This is a genomic window from Paulownia witches'-broom phytoplasma (assembly GCF_019396865.1).
Classification (GTDB): domain Bacteria; phylum Bacillota_I; class Bacilli_A; order Acholeplasmatales; family Acholeplasmataceae; genus Phytoplasma; species Phytoplasma asteris.
This window is the reverse complement of sequence record NZ_CP066882.1, coordinates 105,650-124,939: the sequence shown is the minus strand read 5'-3', so window position 1 is coordinate 124,939 and position 19,290 is coordinate 105,650. Positions and strand designations below refer to the sequence as shown.

General features: G+C 28.6%; 16 protein-coding genes. 5 read left to right on the top strand and 11 right to left on the bottom strand.

The genetic code is table 11. The features are described from left to right. Window positions 1-89: 89 nt before the first annotated feature. The 10 genes from lepA to plsY form a co-directional block, all read right to left on the bottom strand. Entirely contained in the window at window positions 90-1,907 is a 1,818-nt protein-coding gene (gene lepA / locus HGD80_RS00640; protein ID WP_219475085.1) for a translation elongation factor 4, read from the bottom strand. Window positions 1,908-2,438: 531 nt separating this feature from the next. After that, window positions 2,439-2,609, bottom strand: a complete 171-nt coding sequence (locus tag HGD80_RS04725) for a hypothetical protein (RefSeq protein ID WP_225904383.1) — start codon at window positions 2,607-2,609, stop codon at window positions 2,439-2,441. Continuing rightward, window positions 2,602-2,988 (bottom strand): hypothetical protein, encoded by a 387-nt coding sequence (locus HGD80_RS04720; RefSeq protein WP_225904382.1) that lies wholly within the window; start codon window positions 2,986-2,988, stop codon window positions 2,602-2,604. The genes HGD80_RS04725 and HGD80_RS04720 overlap by 8 nt, the downstream gene beginning before the upstream one ends. A gap of 710 nt (window positions 2,989-3,698) precedes the next feature. Further along, on the bottom strand, window positions 3,699-4,148 hold the full coding sequence (locus tag HGD80_RS00630; RefSeq protein WP_219475084.1) for a transcription antitermination protein NusB: 450 nt from the start codon (window positions 4,146-4,148) through the stop codon (window positions 3,699-3,701). Window positions 4,149-4,154: 6 nt separating this feature from the next. Then, on the bottom strand, window positions 4,155-4,763 hold the full coding sequence (locus HGD80_RS00625; RefSeq protein WP_219475082.1) for a superoxide dismutase: 609 nt from the start codon (window positions 4,761-4,763) through the stop codon (window positions 4,155-4,157). A gap of 189 nt (window positions 4,764-4,952) precedes the next feature. Then, entirely contained in the window at window positions 4,953-6,296 is a 1,344-nt protein-coding gene (locus HGD80_RS00620) for an FAD-dependent oxidoreductase (RefSeq protein ID WP_219475080.1), read from the bottom strand. Between the two features lie 126 nt (window positions 6,297-6,422). Continuing rightward, window positions 6,423-6,806: a holo-ACP synthase gene (gene acpS / locus HGD80_RS00615; RefSeq protein ID WP_219475078.1), complete on the bottom strand. Its 384-nt coding sequence runs from the start codon at window positions 6,804-6,806 to the stop codon at window positions 6,423-6,425. Window positions 6,807-6,808: 2 nt separating this feature from the next. Continuing rightward, entirely contained in the window at window positions 6,809-7,843 is a 1,035-nt protein-coding gene (gene whiA, locus HGD80_RS00610; RefSeq protein WP_219475075.1) for a DNA-binding protein WhiA, read from the bottom strand. 80 nt (window positions 7,844-7,923) lie between these two features. Next, window positions 7,924-9,939: an NAD-dependent DNA ligase LigA gene (ligA, locus tag HGD80_RS00605; RefSeq protein ID WP_219475073.1), complete on the bottom strand. Its 2,016-nt coding sequence runs from the start codon at window positions 9,937-9,939 to the stop codon at window positions 7,924-7,926. A 137-nt stretch (window positions 9,940-10,076) separates the two neighbouring features. Beyond that, window positions 10,077-10,778: a glycerol-3-phosphate 1-O-acyltransferase PlsY gene (gene plsY / locus HGD80_RS00600; protein WP_219475072.1), complete on the bottom strand. Its 702-nt coding sequence runs from the start codon at window positions 10,776-10,778 to the stop codon at window positions 10,077-10,079. 643 nt (window positions 10,779-11,421) lie between these two features. Between plsY and HGD80_RS00595 the strand changes: the two genes are divergently transcribed. Next, the gene (locus HGD80_RS00595; protein ID WP_219475070.1) at window positions 11,422-12,027 is read left to right on the top strand and encodes a nitroreductase family protein; all 606 of its coding nucleotides are present in this window, start codon (window positions 11,422-11,424) and stop codon (window positions 12,025-12,027) included. Between the two features lie 123 nt (window positions 12,028-12,150). Here the strand turns inward: HGD80_RS00595 and pdxY are convergent, their stop codons facing one another. After that, window positions 12,151-13,017, bottom strand: a complete 867-nt coding sequence (gene pdxY / locus HGD80_RS00590) for a pyridoxal kinase (protein ID WP_219475068.1) — start codon at window positions 13,015-13,017, stop codon at window positions 12,151-12,153. 376 nt (window positions 13,018-13,393) lie between these two features. Here pdxY and uvrC point away from each other — a divergent pair, with 376 nt between their 5' ends. From uvrC to HGD80_RS00570, 4 genes are all read left to right on the top strand, one after another. Next, window positions 13,394-15,163, top strand: a complete 1,770-nt coding sequence (gene uvrC / locus HGD80_RS00585) for an excinuclease ABC subunit UvrC (protein ID WP_219475067.1) — start codon at window positions 13,394-13,396, stop codon at window positions 15,161-15,163. Window positions 15,164-15,305: 142 nt separating this feature from the next. Then, the gene (uvrB, locus tag HGD80_RS00580) at window positions 15,306-17,318 is read left to right on the top strand and encodes an excinuclease ABC subunit UvrB (RefSeq protein WP_219475065.1); all 2,013 of its coding nucleotides are present in this window, start codon (window positions 15,306-15,308) and stop codon (window positions 17,316-17,318) included. A gap of 97 nt (window positions 17,319-17,415) precedes the next feature. Then, on the top strand, window positions 17,416-18,432 hold the full coding sequence (locus tag HGD80_RS00575; protein ID WP_219475064.1) for a lipoate--protein ligase: 1,017 nt from the start codon (window positions 17,416-17,418) through the stop codon (window positions 18,430-18,432). Between the two features lie 22 nt (window positions 18,433-18,454). Continuing rightward, window positions 18,455-19,240, top strand: a complete 786-nt coding sequence (locus tag HGD80_RS00570; protein ID WP_225904381.1) for a hypothetical protein — start codon at window positions 18,455-18,457, stop codon at window positions 19,238-19,240. Window positions 19,241-19,290 lie beyond the last annotated feature (50 nt).

Genomic DNA, 19,290 nt, shown 5'->3' with positions numbered 1-19,290 from the left:
AATATAAATGTCAACAATAAATAAAACAAAAACTCCTTATATATTATAAGGAGTTTTTCAATATTCTTTTATATCTTTGAAACAAATCATTATTTAGTAGCAAGAATAGCAAGAAAGGCTTTTTGAGGTAATTGCACTTTTCCTAATGTTTTCATTTTCTTTTTACCTTTTTTTTGTTTCTCTAATAATTTCTTTTTACGAGTAACATCGCCTCCATAAAGTTTAGCTGTTACATCTTTACGCATAGCTTTGATAGTTTGTCTGGCAATAATTTTTTTACCCAAAGCTGCTTGAATAGGAATTTCAAACATTTGTTTAGGAATAAACTCTTTTAAAGTCTCACAAATAGCCTTTCCTCTTTCATAGGCAAAATCATGATGAACAATTAAAGATAGAGCATCAACAATTTCTCCATTTAATAAAATATCCATTTTTTGTAATTTAGAAACACGATATTTATCTATTTCATAATCAAAAGAAGCATAGCCTTTGGTTAATGATTTTAACTTATCAAAATAACTATAAATAATTTCTGAAAAAGGCAACAAATAATTAATCATTACTCTTTGACTATCAATATATTCAATATTTTGAAGGGCTCCTCTTTTGTTTTGGGAAAGCTCCATTACTTTACCAATATAGATTTCAGGACACATAATAGTAGCTTTAATGAAGGGTTCTTCAATGCGGTCAATCATTTGAGTGGATGGAAGTTTGGAAGGATTATCAACTAAAAGTTTTTCTCCTTTGATAGAATAAACATGATAAATAACAGAAGGAGCAGTAGCAATTACTTCTACTCCAAATTCGCGACTAATTCTTTCTTGAATAATTTCCATATGCAAAAGTCCCAAAAACCCAGTTCTAAAACCAAGTCCCAAAGCATTAGAACTTTCAGGTTCAAAAATTAAGGAAGAATCGTTGAGTTTTAGTTTTTCCAAAGCTTCTTTAAGGATGTCATATTTATTGGTTTCGACAGGATAAAGTCCACAAAAAACTACTGAATTCATTTGTTTGTATCCCGGTAAAGGTAGCAAAGCTTGATTGGGTTGCGAAGTAATGGTGTCTCCAACTCTTACATGATTAATACTTTTAATAGCAGCAGTAAGATAACCTACATCACCTGGTGCCAAAAAATCTTTTACAATTTGTTTGGGATTATAAACTCCTACTTCAACTACTTCATAAACACTATTACTTGCCATAAAACGAATTTGATCGCCTTTTTTAACTGTGCCATTGACGATTCTAATGGAAGGCACAACTCCTTTATAAGAATCAAAATAAGAATCAAAAATTAAGGCTTGCAAGGAATTTTGAATGTCTCCTTGAGGAGGTGATATTCTAGTTACTATTTGTTCCAAAATATCAATGACTCCAAGCCCTGTTTTTCCACTTGCAATTAAGGCTTGTTCAGGGTCAAGTCCCAAAGTTTCTTTAATTTCTTCTTTAACTTTAGGAACATCTGCGCTTGGCAAATCCACTTTATTCAAAACAGGAATAAGGGTTAAATTGTTATCAACAGCTAAATAAACGTTGGCAAGAGTTTGGGCTTGAATGCCTTGGGCAGCATCAATAATTAAAAGAGCACCTTCGCAAGCTGCCAAAGAACGCGATACTTCATAACTAAAATCAACGTGTCCCGGTGTGTCAATCAAATGCATAATATAATTTTTGCCATCTTTGGACTTGTAGTTAATTTCTACAGCATTTAATTTAATAGTAATTCCGCGCTCGCGTTCTAAGTCCATGGAATCCAAAATTTGTTCTTTCATTATTCTTTTGTCAATTGTGCCTGTAAATTCTAAAATACGGTCGGCCAAAGTTGATTTACCGTGGTCAATGTGGGCGATAATGGAAAAATTACGTATGCTTTTTTGCCTTTCTTTTAATTGTTCTATGTTCATTTTTTGTTTATTTCCTTTATATTTTGGTTGGTTGGTTTTAGTTTGTTTTTGTGGGTTTTAATGTGGTTTGTGCTTGGTAGAATTAATTTTTATGATTTTTATTGGTTTTTAATTATGAAATGATATTTTATAGTTATTATTTTTTTGATTATTGGGTTTGGTAGTTTGTTAAGGTTGTTTTATTCTTTTTTAAGTTTTTAAAAATAACTATTATAAATCATTGTAAAGTTAAATTATTTAATATCTAATTCAAAAGTTATTATAACAAAAAAATAGTTTCTAGGTGCAAAATTAGTGTTTTTTGTAATTTTAAAGTTATTAAAGTTATAAATTATGTTAAAATCCAATTAAATCACATTTTTATTTTGACAAAAAAATTATAAAATAAGAATAAATAAGTAGTATAGCAAGCAAAATTATAATAAATAATTAGCAAAAAAGACCAACTTAAAGTCGATCTTAATTTGTTTTTAATTTGAAAATATGGCAAGTTTTAAATATTTTGAAAAGTATTGGAACTAACTAAATAATTTATTGTTCAGTTTCTTTGGAATTTTTTGAAGGTGCATTGGGGATGAATTTATCTATAAATTCTTCGGTAAGCATTAAGGCATTTTGAGGGCTTATAGGTTTGTTAAGTGTAGGATGGTATTTTTCCTTACCTGGTTTAAATAAATGATATTCTTTGTAAATGTTAGTCATTTTTGGGCTTCTCCAAAAAAAAATAAATATTTTGGCTTTCATTTTTCATTTGTAAAATATCATCTAAAGTGTATTTGTTCCAATCACTTATATCAAACTTATCAAAAGGAGATTTAAAATAAATCCCTACTAAATCTAAAGGAGGAGTTTTGATTCCTGTCATAACGCTATATAAAAAATCGCCTGCAAGATCTTGTCCATTAAAGGAAGGGGAACAAGCTACCCAACCATCATATTGAGGTTGTATTTTGTAGATAATTTTATGCATTAAAGTAGGTTTTAGATTTTCCATATAAACATGGGTTTCAGAATTTTTAAGTGTGCCATCTTGCATAAATTCACTATCAGGCACTATAAAATGATAATGTTTTTTTGTCATTTACTGTTTGAATATAAAGAGGTAGTGTTTCTTTTTCTTGGTGTAATTCTTGTGTTTTTGGTTTTGTCAAATTGGGAGTTTTGACGAAATTTTGTTGATTGGGTTTTTGGGTTTGGTTATTAGTTAATTGTATTTTTTCTGATGATCTAAAGGTTGAATGTCTTTTTTTGTAAACTTAATATTAATAACAATAATACTAATATTATTGATGAAATAACACATAAAAAAGACACTAATTTATATTTTTGATTAAATAATTTAATATTCAAAATATTTGTTTCCTTAATAAAAAATAAAATAATAGGGTTAAATGAATATTAAATAATTATTTTATTGTAGTTTTTTTATCTGCTCAAGCTAAAGTTTTTTGAATGTTTCTGTAATTAAAAAGATTTAAGGAGGATATCTATATTTTTTTAATTTGGCAAGTTTGTTTTTTGCTACTGTTATCAAATCAAAAAAATTATTATAAAAATGAGCCATTAATTATGCTTTCTAAAGAAAAAAGAATTTTCACTAAACTTGTTATTTTAAAAGTTTTTTAAAACGATCTAAAATTGGTGTTTTGTTTTTGCTGAGATGTTAATTATTTTATTGTTGTTGTTTTTATTTTTTTGGTATAGAATTATTGTAAATTTTTCATAATTATTTAAGGTATGCTATCAAATAAAATAAAAAAAGACCTTTCAATTAGAAAATTCTTTAAAAAATTATTTATTATTTGGGTAGTTTTTCAATTCAATTAGGTAATAAGTTTTTTTATACATTTGTAATTGTTGATATATTTGATCTAATAATTTATTGTTGAATTTATGTTGTTTTTCATCGTTTAAATTGCAGAATTGTTTGGTAAGTTCTATTGCCTCGTCGATTATAATGGCATGATAAATGTTTGTTTCTAACAATTCATAAGTAGCTAAGCGAATGATTGCTCTGTCTACTTTGTTAAGGCGATTTATTTTATAATCATATAAACTTTTTGTGATGATTTCATCAATAAATTTAAGCTTGGTGATGATTTTTTGAAAAAAAGTAAAAATGGGATTGGGATTTGTTTGTGACAAAGTCAAATTATTTTGGTAAAAATCATATTGATATAATAATTTCATCACTTCAATTCGTAATAACTGTGATTCTTTTTTATTTTGAGGATGTTTCATGGTAAATTATTTTAATGTTTGAGTAAGGTTATTTTGTACTTTTTCCCAGTCTAAGACACTAAAAAAAGCTTCAATATAATCAACTCTACGATTTTGATAACTTAAATAATAAGCATGTTCCCAAACATCTAGACCCAAAAGAGGAGTCCCTTGGTTTAGAACTACATCTTGATTAGGAGTAAAAGTAATTGCAAGTTTTTGTTGTGGAGTTAATACAAGCCAAGCCCAACCGCTTCCAAAAATGGTTTTAGCAGCATTAGCAAATTTGTCTTTGAAAGAATCTATAGAACCAAATTCGCAGTCAATCATTTCTTTTAATAATCCTTGAGGAATATTGCCATTATTTACTTTTAGAATTCTCCAAAAAAAAGAATGATTAAAATGTCCGCCACCATTATTTCTAACTGTTTGTCTAATATCTTGTGGTACTAACGATAAATCAGTTAGCATTTGTTCCAAAGATAAATTTAGTTGAGGGTGTTTTTTGAGAGCATCATTAAGGTTATTAATGTATGTTTGATGGTGTTTGAGATGATGTAATTGCATAGTTTGAGTATCAAAAAAAGGTTCTAAAGCATCATATTGATAAGGAAGAGAAAGTAGAGTAAAGTTCATTTGTTTGCTCCTTTAATGGTTAATGAAAATATTTTTTGGGGGTGTAGTGTTGGAATGAGGGGTTAATTGTGATAAAATGGAATAAAAAACACTGTTTGTAATTATAACAAACAATGTTTTATTGTGTTTTTGTCTTTTGTGTTTTTTTATCTAATTTATTTTGTCGCACATTTGGTAGTTTGCAAATAGTTATTGTGATTTAACTTCTAAAGCCTTAAGTCCTGCTAAATTGAGTAATCCCCAAGGTTTGTTGAAATGGGGTTGGAAGAAAAAGTCAACAAAAGCAAGTTGTTCTACTGTCATTTGGTTTTGAATACAAACACTTAAAGTATTCATTTTTTCAGTTAAATCAACGCGAGAAACAATTTGTCCTCCCAAAATTTTACGAGTTTCTTTGTCAAAAACAAGCTTTAACATTACAGCATCATAATCAGGCATAAATTCAGGTCTATTAGCATCTTTGATTGTAACAGTACCATAGTTTTTACCTAAAGCTTTGGCTACATTTTCAGTAAGTCCTGTTGAAGAAATACTCAAATCAATAATTTTAATGCCACTTGTTCCTTGAGTTCCTAAATATTTTAAGCAAGGTTTTTCAATGTTAAGTCCTACAAGTGTTCCCATTCTAATAGCATTAGTTGCTAAAGGCATGTATTTTACTTCTTGGGTAGGGTTGTAATAAACGTTAACACAATCGCCACAAGCATAAACATCAGGGTCTGAAGTTTGCATATATTCGTTAACAACTAAAGCACCATTAAAGGATGTTTCGAGATGATGAGCAAATAATTGAGTGTTGGGTTTAAAGCTGATACACATAATTACCATTTCGGTCTCAAAGGTGTTTTTATCAGTTTTTACATGAGTCACTAAGCCGTCCTTAGTTTGGAATCCTGCTATTTTTTGTCCTAATGCTAGTGTAACTCCGTGGTCAGTTAAGGTTTTTTGAGCTACATCTGTAAATTCTTTGTCTAAATATTTAGACATAATTCTATCTTCTGCGTCTACTAAAACTACTTCTTTTTTTTGTACCGCAAATGCTTCAGCTAACTCAATTCCGATATAGCCAGCGCCTACTACTGTGATTTTATTAACGTTTTTGCTGTAATTAATAATATCTTTGGCATGATCAAAGTTTTTAGACATTAAAACATTTTTGCAATCAATTCCTTTAATAGGAGGAATAACAGGCCAAGAACCAGTTGCAATTACTAATTTATCGTAGTTGTCTTTAAACTGTTTGCCAGTTTCTAAACTTTGAACTAAAACTTCTTTTTTGTCAAAATCTAGTTTTAATACTTCATGTTTAAGTTTGGTACAAACATCCATACTTACCAGTTCATCAGGATTTGAATAAAAAAGTCCTAGACTGTCTTTGATAACTCCTCCAACATACAAGGCAATTCCACAAGAAAGAAAAGAGATATTATCGTTTCTTTCATATACAACAACATCAGCTTGGGGATTGTTTTTTTTAATTGTTTTTACTGCAGCAGTTCCTGCATGAGTACAACCAACAACGATAACTTTCATATTTTTGTTATTAACTCCTTTTTTTTATTTAATTTTATTTTTGCTATACACTTTTAATTATACCTAAAAAACACTTGACAAAATAAATAAAATTGTAGGATAATCAAAAAAATAAAACGAATTTGATTATGACGTGCTTTGTGGCAACTTTTTTACAATAACAAGGGCTAAGGCGTAATTATCGGTGTGAGTGATAGAAATTAAAATGGGGTTGAAAAAAGTGTTGCATGTGTTGTTTTTCACATAAGGAGCGCCGTTTTTGTCGTTAAGAATAGACCAATTGCAATAGTTTTGGCAAGTAGGGTCGATTTTTTGGGGTGTTTGAAAAGCTTTAAAAAGAGCTTCTTTAGAAGCCCACCTTCCTGCTAAAAAGGTAAGTTGGCTTTGGGGATTTTGAATAATTTGATAAATTTGGTGTTCTTCTGAGGATAAAATCCTTGCTGCTAAAATCTCTTTGCCTATTTTTTTAATTTTTTTAATTTCAACTAAATCTATGCCAATATTTTCCATATTTATTTTTTTTCCTTAGATGATGCCAAAATTTGGGGAGTTTCAATTTCACAAGCTAGTTTTTTGATTTTTTGAAAATAATAATTTAGTCCTGATTTAGTGATTTGTTGCTTGTGTTTGTGGTAATATTTTTGAGTTAATTCTTGTAAACTTGCATCAGGGTTTTCTTTTCTTAATAACATAATTTGCAATAATTTAGGTTCAAGGTTGGGAAGTTGTTTTTGGGATTTTTCATTTTTGGGATTTTTCATTTTTAAGTTCGTGTTTTTGGGTTTTAGATTTGGGGTTTGAAAGTGTTTTTCAATCAAATTAATTTGTTGTAATTGTAAATTGGCAGAAGTAAGAATTTTTTTTTCATTTGAAATTTCAAAATTAATAGAGGATTTAATAATGTGGTTTAAGTCTTTTTGAATTATTGTTTTTTCGTATTGAAAAACTATTTCCAAAGCGCCGATTAACCTTAAAAAATCAATAATCATTTGAGATTCTTTCAAATAAACTAAAAAACCTTTTTTGTGATTAATTTGTTTGGCGTTAAGGTTGAAATGAAGCATCAAAGTTTTAATTAATTCAATTTTGTGGCGGTCTTTGTGAAAAAATTCTAGATGATAATTAGTTTTTTTGGGGTCGTTTACAAAACCTATGCATAAAAAAATACCTCTTAAAAATGCTTTTTTGGCTTTTTGGCTTTTGAGCAAAGGTAAAAAATCGCTTGGAGTTTGAGTAAAAAAATGATGTTTTTCTAAAATTAAGGGAATGTCTTTTTCAATTCCTACATGAATGCTTTTTAAATGTGGTAAATTATATTCTTTGCTAGTCATCAAAAAAGAGTTGGTATTAGGATAAAAAGTTTTGATTAAAATAAGGAAACGCCTAGCAATTTTGATACTTTTGGTTTGGAACCACAATAAAGTTTTTTGGTGTTTTTTTTCTAATTCACAGCCAAAATGTAATAAAGCTGTCAATTCAAAAAAATTTTCTATGGGTAAGAATTTTTGACAAGCAATTTCTTCTTTAATTTTAATGTTAAAAGACATTGGCACCTTCTTGGATTTTTTTATTTGTTTTGGGGGTTTGGGGTTCAGTGAGGAGTTTTAGGCAAAATAACGGTGATTTTTTATAATTTAATTTGGCTATTTTCTATAATTTGTTGTAATTCTTTTTCTTCGATAATAGGAATTTGGGCTTTTTGGGCTTTGGTTAGTTTAGAACCAGCATTGATGCCAACTATTAAATAATTGGTTTGTAAAGATAAACTGTTAGTTATAATTGCTCCCATTTGTTCTAAGATTTGTTGGATTTGAAGACGGGAATATTTTTGGAGAGTTCCTGTTAAAACAATTTTTTTGTTGGTAAAAATAGTTTGGGTAGTTGGATTTTGGGGGTTAGTGCTTTGAAAAGAAACTCCTAGTGTTTGGAGTTTGGAAACCTCTTCTAAATTACAAGAATTGGAAAAGTATTGTTGGATGCTTTGGGCAATTTTGATTCCTATTTCTCTTATTTGAGTAATTAATTCTGGTGTGGCTTGTTGGAGGTTTTCGATAGTTTGAAAATGTTTTGTCAAAACTTGAGATACTTTTTTGCCAATATGTTTGATCCCCAAAGCAAATAAAACATCTTCAAATCCTTTTTGCTTGCTTGCTTCGATAGCATCCAAAATGTTAGTAATTTTTTTAGCGCCAAAGCCTGGCATTTCTTGCAAAATATGCTTGTGTTTTTTTAATAAATAAAGGTCAGAAGGTTTGGCAATTAGGTTTTTATCAAAAAAAGCAATGATGGTCTGTTCTCCTAAAACGTTGATATCCATAGCATTTTTGGATACAAAATGAATGAGTTTCTGGATTTTTTGCTCGCGACAATTTGGGTTGAGGCAAAAATAATCAACTTCACCTGGTTGTTTTTCTAAAATTGTTTGACAAGCAGGACATTTTTCAATCATTAAAGTGGGTTTTTGCAAATCAGTTCTTTTACTTTTGATAACTTCTAAAATTTCAGGAATAACCGAGCCTGCTTTATGAACTATGACATGGTCTTTTATTCTGATATCTTTTTTGCAAATGTAGTCATAATTATGTAAAACCACTTTTGAGACCAAACTTCCATCTACCATAACAGGCATAATTTTGCAAACTGGAGTTATAACACCAGTGCGTCCCACTTGAAAAATGATGTTTTGAACTATGCTTTGGCTTGTAATAGTTGCAAATTTGTAAGCAGTTGCCCATCTGGGAGCTTTGGCAGTGGCACCAATTAAAGAATGAAAGGCAAGCTCGTTAATTTTAATGACAATTCCATCAGTATCGTAGGTAAGTTGTTCCTTAATGGTTTTGTATTTTTCAATTACACTAAGCAAATTTTCAAAATTAGAGACGCAATAATAATGGGGATTTGTGGTAAATCCTAAAACAGTTAAAAAATCCAAAGTCTCTTTTTGGGTAGGTTTAGTCAAATAAGGATCTGAAATGCCATAGACAAAAATAGACAAATTTCTTTGAGCCACAATTGCTGAATTAAGTTGTCTTAAAGTTCCTGAAGCAGCATTTCTGGGATTGGAAAAAAGGGGTTTGTTTTCTTGTTTTCTTTGGGCGTTGAGTTTTTCAAAAGCGGGATGGGATAAATAAATTTCTCCCCTAACTTCTAAATCGAGATCTTCTTTTAATCTTAAAGGAATGGTTTTAATGGTCTGGGCATTTTTGGTAATGTCTTCTCCCCAAATGCCGTTTCCTCTTGTTAAAGCTTGCACTAAAATGCCTTTTTGATATTTTAAACTTATAGCTACGCCGTCAATTTTTAATTCAGTTAACAAAGAAAAAGTAGGAATTTTTTTGACAATACGGTCATAAAAAGCTTTGAGTTCTTCAAGATTAAAAACATTTCCCAAAGACATCATTGGAGTTTTGTGCTTAATGGTGCTAAATTTTTTTTCTACAAAACCACCAATTTTTAAAGTGGGGCTATAAGGAAGTTTGAACTGGGGATAGCGGATTTCTAAATTGATTAGTTCTTTGAGTAAAGCATCGTATTGTTGGTCGCTTAGATCGGGATTGCTTAGATTATAGTATTGGTAATTGGCTTTGGTGAGTTGTTTTACCAAGGATTTAATTTTTTGTTTAATTAGATCAAAATTTTGCATTGCTTTGCACCTTTTTTATAAATAAAAATGTTTTTGGGGTTGAGAGTTTTTGATTTAGGATTTTTGAGTTTAGGTTTGATTTTTTTAGGTTTTGGTTTTGGTGTTTGTTTTTTTAAAATATTTTGTGTTGATGCTGTTTATTTTTCTTTTTTGAAATTAAATTTATTTTCTGTTCCATTAATAAGGCGCAAAATATTAGAATAATGTTTAGCTATAATAATTAAGGTAGCAAAATTGATCGAAAAGTAAAATAATTCTGTTTTTGGAATCTGATTTTTAATTGGTCCCAAAGTTCCAAAATTGCCACAATACAAATAATTTAGCCATAAAAAAACATTAACTAAAGTGCTTGCAATAATTGAAGCTAACGAAGCATAACCAAAAAGTCTTAAAAAAATAGCAAAAAAAATGATACCAGAAATGCCAATCAAAGGATTAAAAGCAGTGATAATACCTACCGAAGTTGCAATTGCCTTCCCGCCTTTGAATTTATTGAATAAAGAAAACATGTGTCCTAAAATAGGAGATATTGCCAAAAGGGAGATTTTTATTGCGGGGTTTGGTTGTAAAAAAGTTTTTGTGGATGGTTCTGTTAGCCAAAATTTTGAGAAATGCAAACAAATTGTAAGTGGCACAAATCCTTTGCAAAAATCTAACAAAAATACTAATATTCCCCATTTTTTTCCCAAAACTCTCAAAGCATTAGTTGCTCCAATATTTCCAGAACCTGTGTTGCGTAAATCTTTTTGTTGCACCAATTTTCCAATAACTAAACCTGTAGGAATTGACCCCAAAATATAAAAAAACAAGAATAAGAATAAAAACGATAAGTTTTCCATTTTGCACCTTCATTTCATTTAATGTTTCAAAACTTTATCATTTATTTAATGAATTATTAAGTTGCGATTATTGTTGTAATTATTAGTTGTGTTTGTTGTTAATTTAGTTTTTTTGTTTCATAAAAAATTTAATAATTATGCGTTTATAAAATAAATAATTTACTATATAATTTTACCACAAACCTTACTTTTCTTTTAATATAATGAGGTTTTTGATTGTCAAAATTAAATAAAATTGTCAGATAAACAAAAAACCCCCAAACTGCATAAACAGTTTGAGACTAAAATTATTCATTCTTTACTGGGGGCAAATTATTGGAGCGTTTCAGTTAAGTTGGTCTTAAATGTTATATTAAAATATTAAGTTGTCTAAATAAACGAAACAGTTAGTATTTTAATAATAAAAAATGTTATAATATATTTGATAATTTTGATAAATTGGATTAAAGGAGTTTTTTGAAAACAAAAACAAAATAAGAAACACAAATGCAAACTTTGAAAAAATAATCTTTTGCTGTTTAAATTGTTGTCTTTCCAAAATTACAAATACTAACTTAAAAAATTTTAAAACGATGCAATATTAAAATTATTTTAACTAAATATAATAATCAAATTGAAATTAACAAAATATTAGGAGCTTTTTATGGATTTTTTAAAAATTAAAAGTGTGCGCCAATTTTGCGCCAATCATGAAATACCAAATGATATTTTAGAAGCAATTTTGGCTACAGTTTTCCAAGCGCCCTCTGCTTTTAATTTGCAACCATGGCGTTTTTTTGTTTTTAAAGGCGAAAAGAGCAAACAAAAAATAGCTCCTTTTTTATATGGCAACAAAACTCAATTAGAAACTTGTTCTACTATGATTTTGTTGTGTTGCGATGCTCAAAAAAGTGCCTTAGCTGAAAAAATTTATCAACAAGAAGTTTTACAAAAACAAATATCTGATGCAACCAAATTACAAGTAATTACAAAAATTGATTATTATTACAAACAAATTTCCCAAGTAAAACTGCAAAATGAGTTATTTTTAGAAGGTGGCATCGGAGCGTTGCAATTGATGTTAGCTGCTAAAAAATATGATTATGATGTTTGCCCTATGGGAGGATTTAACGCAAAAAAAATCAATGAAGGATTAAATATTGATGTTCGATATTTGCCTGTATTATTAGTTGCTATTGGGAAATCAAAAGAAAAACCCAAAAATAAAGCTTTTCGAATGGATTGCAAAGATTTTACTTTTTGGATGTAGTTGAAGTTGTAAAAAATAACTGCGTTCAAATACTAAAAAAATAAAATATTTCCAAAAATAACATTATGACTGACTTAAAAGTTGGTCTTTTTTATTAAAAAGGCATTTTTTTTAATCAATAATTTAATCGTTAATTTCCATGACTTGAGGCAATTTTGCTAAATTAACTTGTTTATATAAAACAGATAAACATTGCAATTCTTTTTTCTGTGATAACAAAGTATTTTGAACAACTTTATTAAGATAAAAAACAGCATGAGCCAAAGCATTTTTAATATTTCTTTCATATTTCAAATAAAAACCCAGAAAAAGACTAGCAAATAAATCTCCTGTACCTGCAATATCAATGCTTTTTTCTTTGTTGTGAGCCTGCACCAAATATTTTTTTGTAGCATTTGATGCAAACACTTGAAAATATTTTTCATCTTGAAAATTAATACTTGTAATAATTACAATTTTAACTCTTAAATTATGGAAATGCTTTGCTACTTTAATAGCATCCGAGACATTATTTATTTTAATACCAGACAAAAATTCAGCTTCAAATTGATTAGGAGTAATAATATCTGCTTGCAAATTATTTTTAAAAAAAGAAGTTATTTCAGGATTAACAAAACATCTGTTATTGCCCATTACAGGGTCACATAAATATAAAATATCAGGGTTCGTTCGTTTAAATCTTGCAACAATTTCCAAAACAGCTTCGCAAATATCTAAAGATCCCATATATCCTGTTAAAATAGCTTGACACTGTTTTTCTACTCCAAGAGCAAAAAGACCTTCTACCAAATCAACTATATTTTGTTTGTTAAAAATTTGTCCTTGCCACTTTTGATAACCTGTATGATTGGAAAATTGAACTGTATTGATAGGCCAAACATCGAAATTCATATTTTGCAAAGGATAAACTGCTGCTTTATTTCCAACATAGCCATATACTACATGAGATTGGATAGAAAGAATACTTTTGGGTTTGGTGGGTATATTCATTTTGGAACTCTCCTTTATTTGGTTGGTATTTGGTTGTTTTTAAAGTCTTTTAGTTTTGATTTTTTCATTTTACTATTTTATAATCTAAAACTATACTTCTATTCTAAATCAAAAATAAACTTATTTTGCAATTTATTTATGAATTATTATTTTAGTTTGGAAAAAATCAGTTTATTATCAAAAATACTTCAATTTTTTTTAATCATTTCAAAAAAAGAATGGTAATTTTGATATAATAAAGTTAATGAAAACAAACGAAAAATAAATAAAAAAAGAAGCAAAATAAAAAAACGCCAAAACCAAACCAGAAAATAAAACCACCCTTAAATTGGGTAAAAAATCAAAAAAACAATTCAATAAACGGAAGTAATTTAAAATGTCAATTCTTTTAGAAAAAATAAAAACTTTACCGCCCAATCCTGGTTGTTATCTTTTCCAAAACAAAAATGATACCATCATTTATGTTGGCAAAGCCAAAAATTTAAAAAAACGCGTCCAAAGTTATTTTACCAAAAGCAACAACTTAAAAACAACGATGCTAATTGAAGAAACCCAAGATTTTTTCTACATTATTACTAACAACGAACAAGAAGCCTTCATTTTGGAAGCTAACTTAATCAAAAAACACACTCCTAAATATAATTTCAAACTTTTGGATGACAAAACTTACCCTTATATTGAAATTACTAAAGAAAAGCACCCACAATTAAAAATTTCGCGATTCAAACAAATTCCTCCAGGAAAAATAATTTTTGGTCCTTATCCCAATCTTAAAAACACCAAAGAAACATTAAAATTGTTGCATCTTTTGTATCCTTTAAGAAAATGTCCGTTAGCATCAAAAAAACCGTGTCTTCATTTTCACATCAATCAATGCCTCGGTGCTTGCGCAGGAAAAACAATTAATTATAAACCCAACATTGAGGCAATTAATAAATTTTTAAAAGGAAATATCAAAGATATTTTAAAAAAATTACACCATTTAATGCAAACAGCTAGCGAAAAAATGTTTTATGAAAATGCCCAAGAATACCGAGATATTATCTATGCAATCAAACAGACTACCAAAAAACAACTTATCAGCAATCAAAAACTCAAAAATTGCGATATTTTTGCCTATGCATTTAATCAAGACCAAATATCAATTCAAATTTTAAAAATGCGCCAAGGAAATATCGTTGATTCTTATCATAGCGTTTTTTCATATGTGGGCTTTGTGTGGGAAAACATTTTAACTTATCTTAATTGTTATTATCAAAAAAACCTTAAACCAGACATAATTATTACAGGCAAAAGCCAAGATGAAACTATTTTGCAACAAATGATAACTAACCAAACTTTATTGGAACAAATCTTGCAAACCAAAGTAAATATTGCTCATAAAGGAGACAAAAAGAAACTTTATTTGCTAGCCTTAAAAAACGCCCAAAATGATTTAGCTAACAATAATTTAATCTATCAATCCAAAGACCAAAAAATCCAAGAATCCTTAGACAAATTGGCAATTATTTTTAATAAAGATATTAAAAGAATTGATTTTTTTGATAATTCTCAACTATTTGGACAAGCCTTTGTGGCAGCAAGAATTGTATTTAATCATTTTGAATTTGACAAAAAACTTTATCGAACTTTTCACATTAAAGGCAAATTTCCTAACGAATATCAAGCTTTCGAAGAAACACTTACACGTTGTTATAACAAAGACAAGGAAGTTAAAAATGATTCACCAGATTTAATTTTGGTTGATGGCAGTTTAGGACAGTTAAGACAAAGCCAAAAAACTTTAAAGAAACTAGGCTATGAAATTCCTTTAGGAGCATTGCAAAAAAATAACAAACATCAATTAACTCATCTTGTAACTTTGCAAGAAAAATTAATGTTGGAACAAAGCCCTAATTTATTTTATTTTTTAAAAAGTTTAAGCGAAGAAGTCCATCGTTTCACTGTTGCTTTTCACCGCAAAACCAAAAACAAACTAGATTATAAAACTACTTTATCAAATATAAAAGGAGTTGGCGCTGTTAGAAAAAAAGCCATCTTAAATCATTTTGAAAGTTTAGAAGCCATCAAAAAAGCCACTTTGCAAGATTTTCAAAAAATAGGAATTAATCAAAAGTTGTTTTTGTTAATTAAAAAGAGTTTATAAAAGTGGGCAAATAGACATTTATTAAAAATATTGATAAAAACATGGACAAAAATTTTGGAACACAGAAAAACAACCATCTAAATATTTTGAAATTAAAAACCAAAAATCACCAAAATAAAAAAACAAACGCAAGGAGCAACAAATGAGTTTAACAAATTTATTTAAATTGCAAAGTTCTTTAAAACCAAGTGGCGACCAACCCCAAGCAATTCAAAAATTGGTTAATAATTTTAAACAAGGTTTACAAGAACAAATTCTTTTGGGAGCTACTGGCACTGGAAAAACTTTTACCATTGCAAATATTATTCAACATTTACAACAAAAAACTTTGGTTATTGCTCACAACAAAACATTAGCAGGACAACTCTACAACGAATTAAAAGCCATGTTTCCCAACAATCGCGTAGAATATTTTATTTCTTATTATGATTACTACCAACCAGAAGCATATGTAGCATCAAGCGACACTTACATTGAAAAAGACTCCAAAATCAACGATGAAATTGATCAGTTGCGTCATAGTGCCGCAGGTTCATTACTTAACCGCGATGATGTAATTGTAGTTGCTTCGGTTTCGTGCATTTATGGAGTAGGCGACCTTAAAGATTATCAAAAATCAACACTACATTTACAAATTGGAGATAAGTACGAAAGGCAAGCATTAATTAACAAGTTGATAGAATTAAAATATCAAAGAAATGAAATTAATTTTCAAAGAGGAGCTTTTCGAGTAAGAGGTGACATTATAGAAATTATTGCCTCATCTAGCAAAGAAATTGGTATCCGCATTATTTTTTTTGGCAATGAAATTGAAAATATTCAAAATTTTGATGTTTTAAATGGCAAAGCAATTACGAATCTTAAATTAATTACTCTTTTTCCTGCTAGTCTATATGCTACAAATACCCAAAAATTACAAGAAAGTATCAAAAGAATTCGCCAAGAATTAAAGGAACAAATTAGTCATTTTGAAAAAACTAACCAACTTTTAGCAGCTCAAAAAATTAAAATGCGCACTTTACATGATTTAGAAATGTTAGAACAAATAGGCAATTGCAATGGTGTTGAAAATTATTCAAGACATTTAGCACTCAAAGAAAAAGGCGAGGCACCATCAACTTTAATTGATTTTTTTGGAAATGAATTTTTAACCATTATTGACGAATCTCATGTAACTATTCCCCAAATTAAAGGAATGTATTTTGGTGATTTTTCTCGTAAAACCAACTTAGTAAATTTCGGTTTCAGACTACCAAGTGCCCTTGATAACAGACCTTTAAAATTCCATGAATTCCAAGCCAAAATGAATAAAGTTATCTATCTTTCAGCTACTCCTGGCAACTATGAATTAACTAAAAAAATCCCCATTGTAGAACAAATTATAAGACCTACTTTTGTCCTTGATCCAGAACTTGAAATAAGACCAACCCACAACCAAATGGATGACCTTTACTTTGAAATTAAACACCAAACTAAAAATAATCAAAGAATTTTGATAACTACTTTAACTATTAATATGAGCGAGGACCTAACTGCTTATTTAAAAAATTTATGCATCAAAGTAGCTTATTTACACAGTGAAATTAAATCTTTACAAAGACTTGAAATTTTAAAAGATCTAAGGTTGGGAAAATACGATTGTTTGGTGGGAGTTAATCTTTTGAGGGAGGGACTTGACTTACCTGAAGTAGCTTTAGTAGCTATTTTGGATGCTGACAAACAAGGTTTTTTAAGAAACGAAAGAAGCCTTATCCAAACTATTGGAAGAGCAGCTAGAAACATTACAGGCAAAGCTATTATGTATGCTGATTGTATTTCTCCTGCTATGCAAATTGCTATTGAAGAAACTAATCGTAGAAGAAAAATCCAACAACAATACAACGAAACAATGAAAGTAACACCAACTGCTCTTAACAAAACTATTTTAGAAACAATTTCAATCAAACAAAAAGAAAGTGCCCAAAATGAAAATGAAAATGGTAAAGTTAAGGGACAAAAAAAGTTGCAAACACATACAAATATTACAGCTAAAAATAAAGAAATTAAACGTTTACAAAAAATGATGAAAGAAGCTGCTAAAACCCTTGATTTTGAAAAAGCAGCTACATTAAGAGATTTGATTTTGGAGTTAGAGAAAAAAGGCAAAAAAGATTAATATGAGTCTACATAACTGATAAATGATATAATATTACTGGAAAAAACATTTATAATACTTTATAATACTTTATAATACTTTAAAAGGGGATTTTATTATGATTTTGATTCAAATTAATCGCATCTGCGACCTTAAACCTTATTTTTATTACGCCCTAGAACAATACGCCCTTAATCATTTATTAAAGCAAAAACCTGAAAAAAACTTCTTTTTTATTTGGAAAATCAAAGGAGTTGTAGTTGGGAAAAATCAAATAATTGAAAACGAAGTTAATTTAGATTACCTCAAAGAACATAAAATTCATTTATTTAGAAGACCTACTGGCGGAGGATGTGTTTATAATGATCCTCAAACTCCTCTTTTTAGCATTATTGCCAAAAAAGAAAAAAATTTCAGTTTTAAACCTTTTTTAGCTAAAATTGTCGTTGCATTACAAAAATTAGGACTTAATGTTGAATTTAGTGGCAGAAACGACATTTTACTAGAAGGCAAAAAAATTTCTGGAAATGCCTTTATGCAAAACCAAAATGGCATGGTAACTCATGGAACACTTCTTTATAATTGCGATTTTCAAACTATGATAAACACAATTACTCCAAACGACCAAAAATTAATTTCTAAAGGAATTGCAAGTGTACGTTCCCGAGTAACTAACCTCAAAGGCTATCTTCCAGATATGTCACAAGAAAAGTTAATGCAGTATTTAACTGAGGCTTTAACTGACCAAACTTATGTACTTAGTGACCAAGAAATAAAATCAATAGAAAAAGATTCTCTCAAATTTGCTTCCAATGAATTTTTATTTTTAACCCAACCCCATCACACCCAAATACTTAAAAAACGTTTTTCTTGGGGAGGATTAGAAATTTTTTTAGATATTAGATTTGGTTTAATTGAAAAAATGACTTTGATTGGAGATTTCTTTCACAAAGAAGATAATTTAGAACAATTTAGCAAACTTTTTGAAGGAATAACTTATCAAACTGAAAAAATACAAGAAGTTTTGGAAAAAACAAACATAGGTTTTTATATTTTGGATGCTACTAATGATGATTTTTTAAGCTTACTTAAAGAAGGTATTTTAGAAGAAAAACTTAAAAATTTAAATTATTAGCAATTACTAAAATAGTTCTAAATTGAAAAATTTTTATATAGACTATCAAAAAAAGATAAACAACGAAAAAACTACACAAAAAACTAGCAAAATAAAATATGAAAATAAAATCGAAGGTATATTTATGTTAAATAATCAAAAAAATGTTTTAAGAAAAATCATTGCCATTTCTTTCTTATTATTTTTGGCTTTTGGTTTGGAACTTCTTTCTCGTTATACTATTAATGCAACAATCCCTTGCAATTATGCTTTTTTTCGCATTGAATTAATTTTTATCATTTTAATAGGTTATCTTTTTGGACCTAAATACGGATTTTGGGCTAGTTTATTTTATCTTTTAATTCATTATGTTTTGGAATTTTCTTTTATGGAAGTGTTATTACACCATACACACGAAAATCATAATCACAGTCATGACCACGAAAACGAACATGCAAGCAAAGCCCTTATTTTCCTTTACAGATTTTTTCTTCCCTATATTGTCTGCTCTTTTTCGGGCTTATTTTATCAAAAAAACTTAAATCATCTCACCAAAAAAACACCTATTATAATAACTTTAGTATTAATTAGTGTAGTTCAAATTATTTCAAGCATTTTATTTATTAATTTATTACAAGAAAACTTTGCCAAAAAAACTTTTTTAAAGTGGTTCATCCCAAGTCCTTCTTATTCTTGGTCGCTTAATCTTATTTATAGTTTTTCATCAGTTATTGTAAGTAATACCATCATAGGAGCTTTATTTTATTTAATTAATTTACGTCTTAAAGATAATATGGAATTTTTATATGGTTTTTCCAAGGAAAATTAAATTTTGGAAAATCTTTTTTTCAACCCAAACAACATAAATTTTTGTGCGCT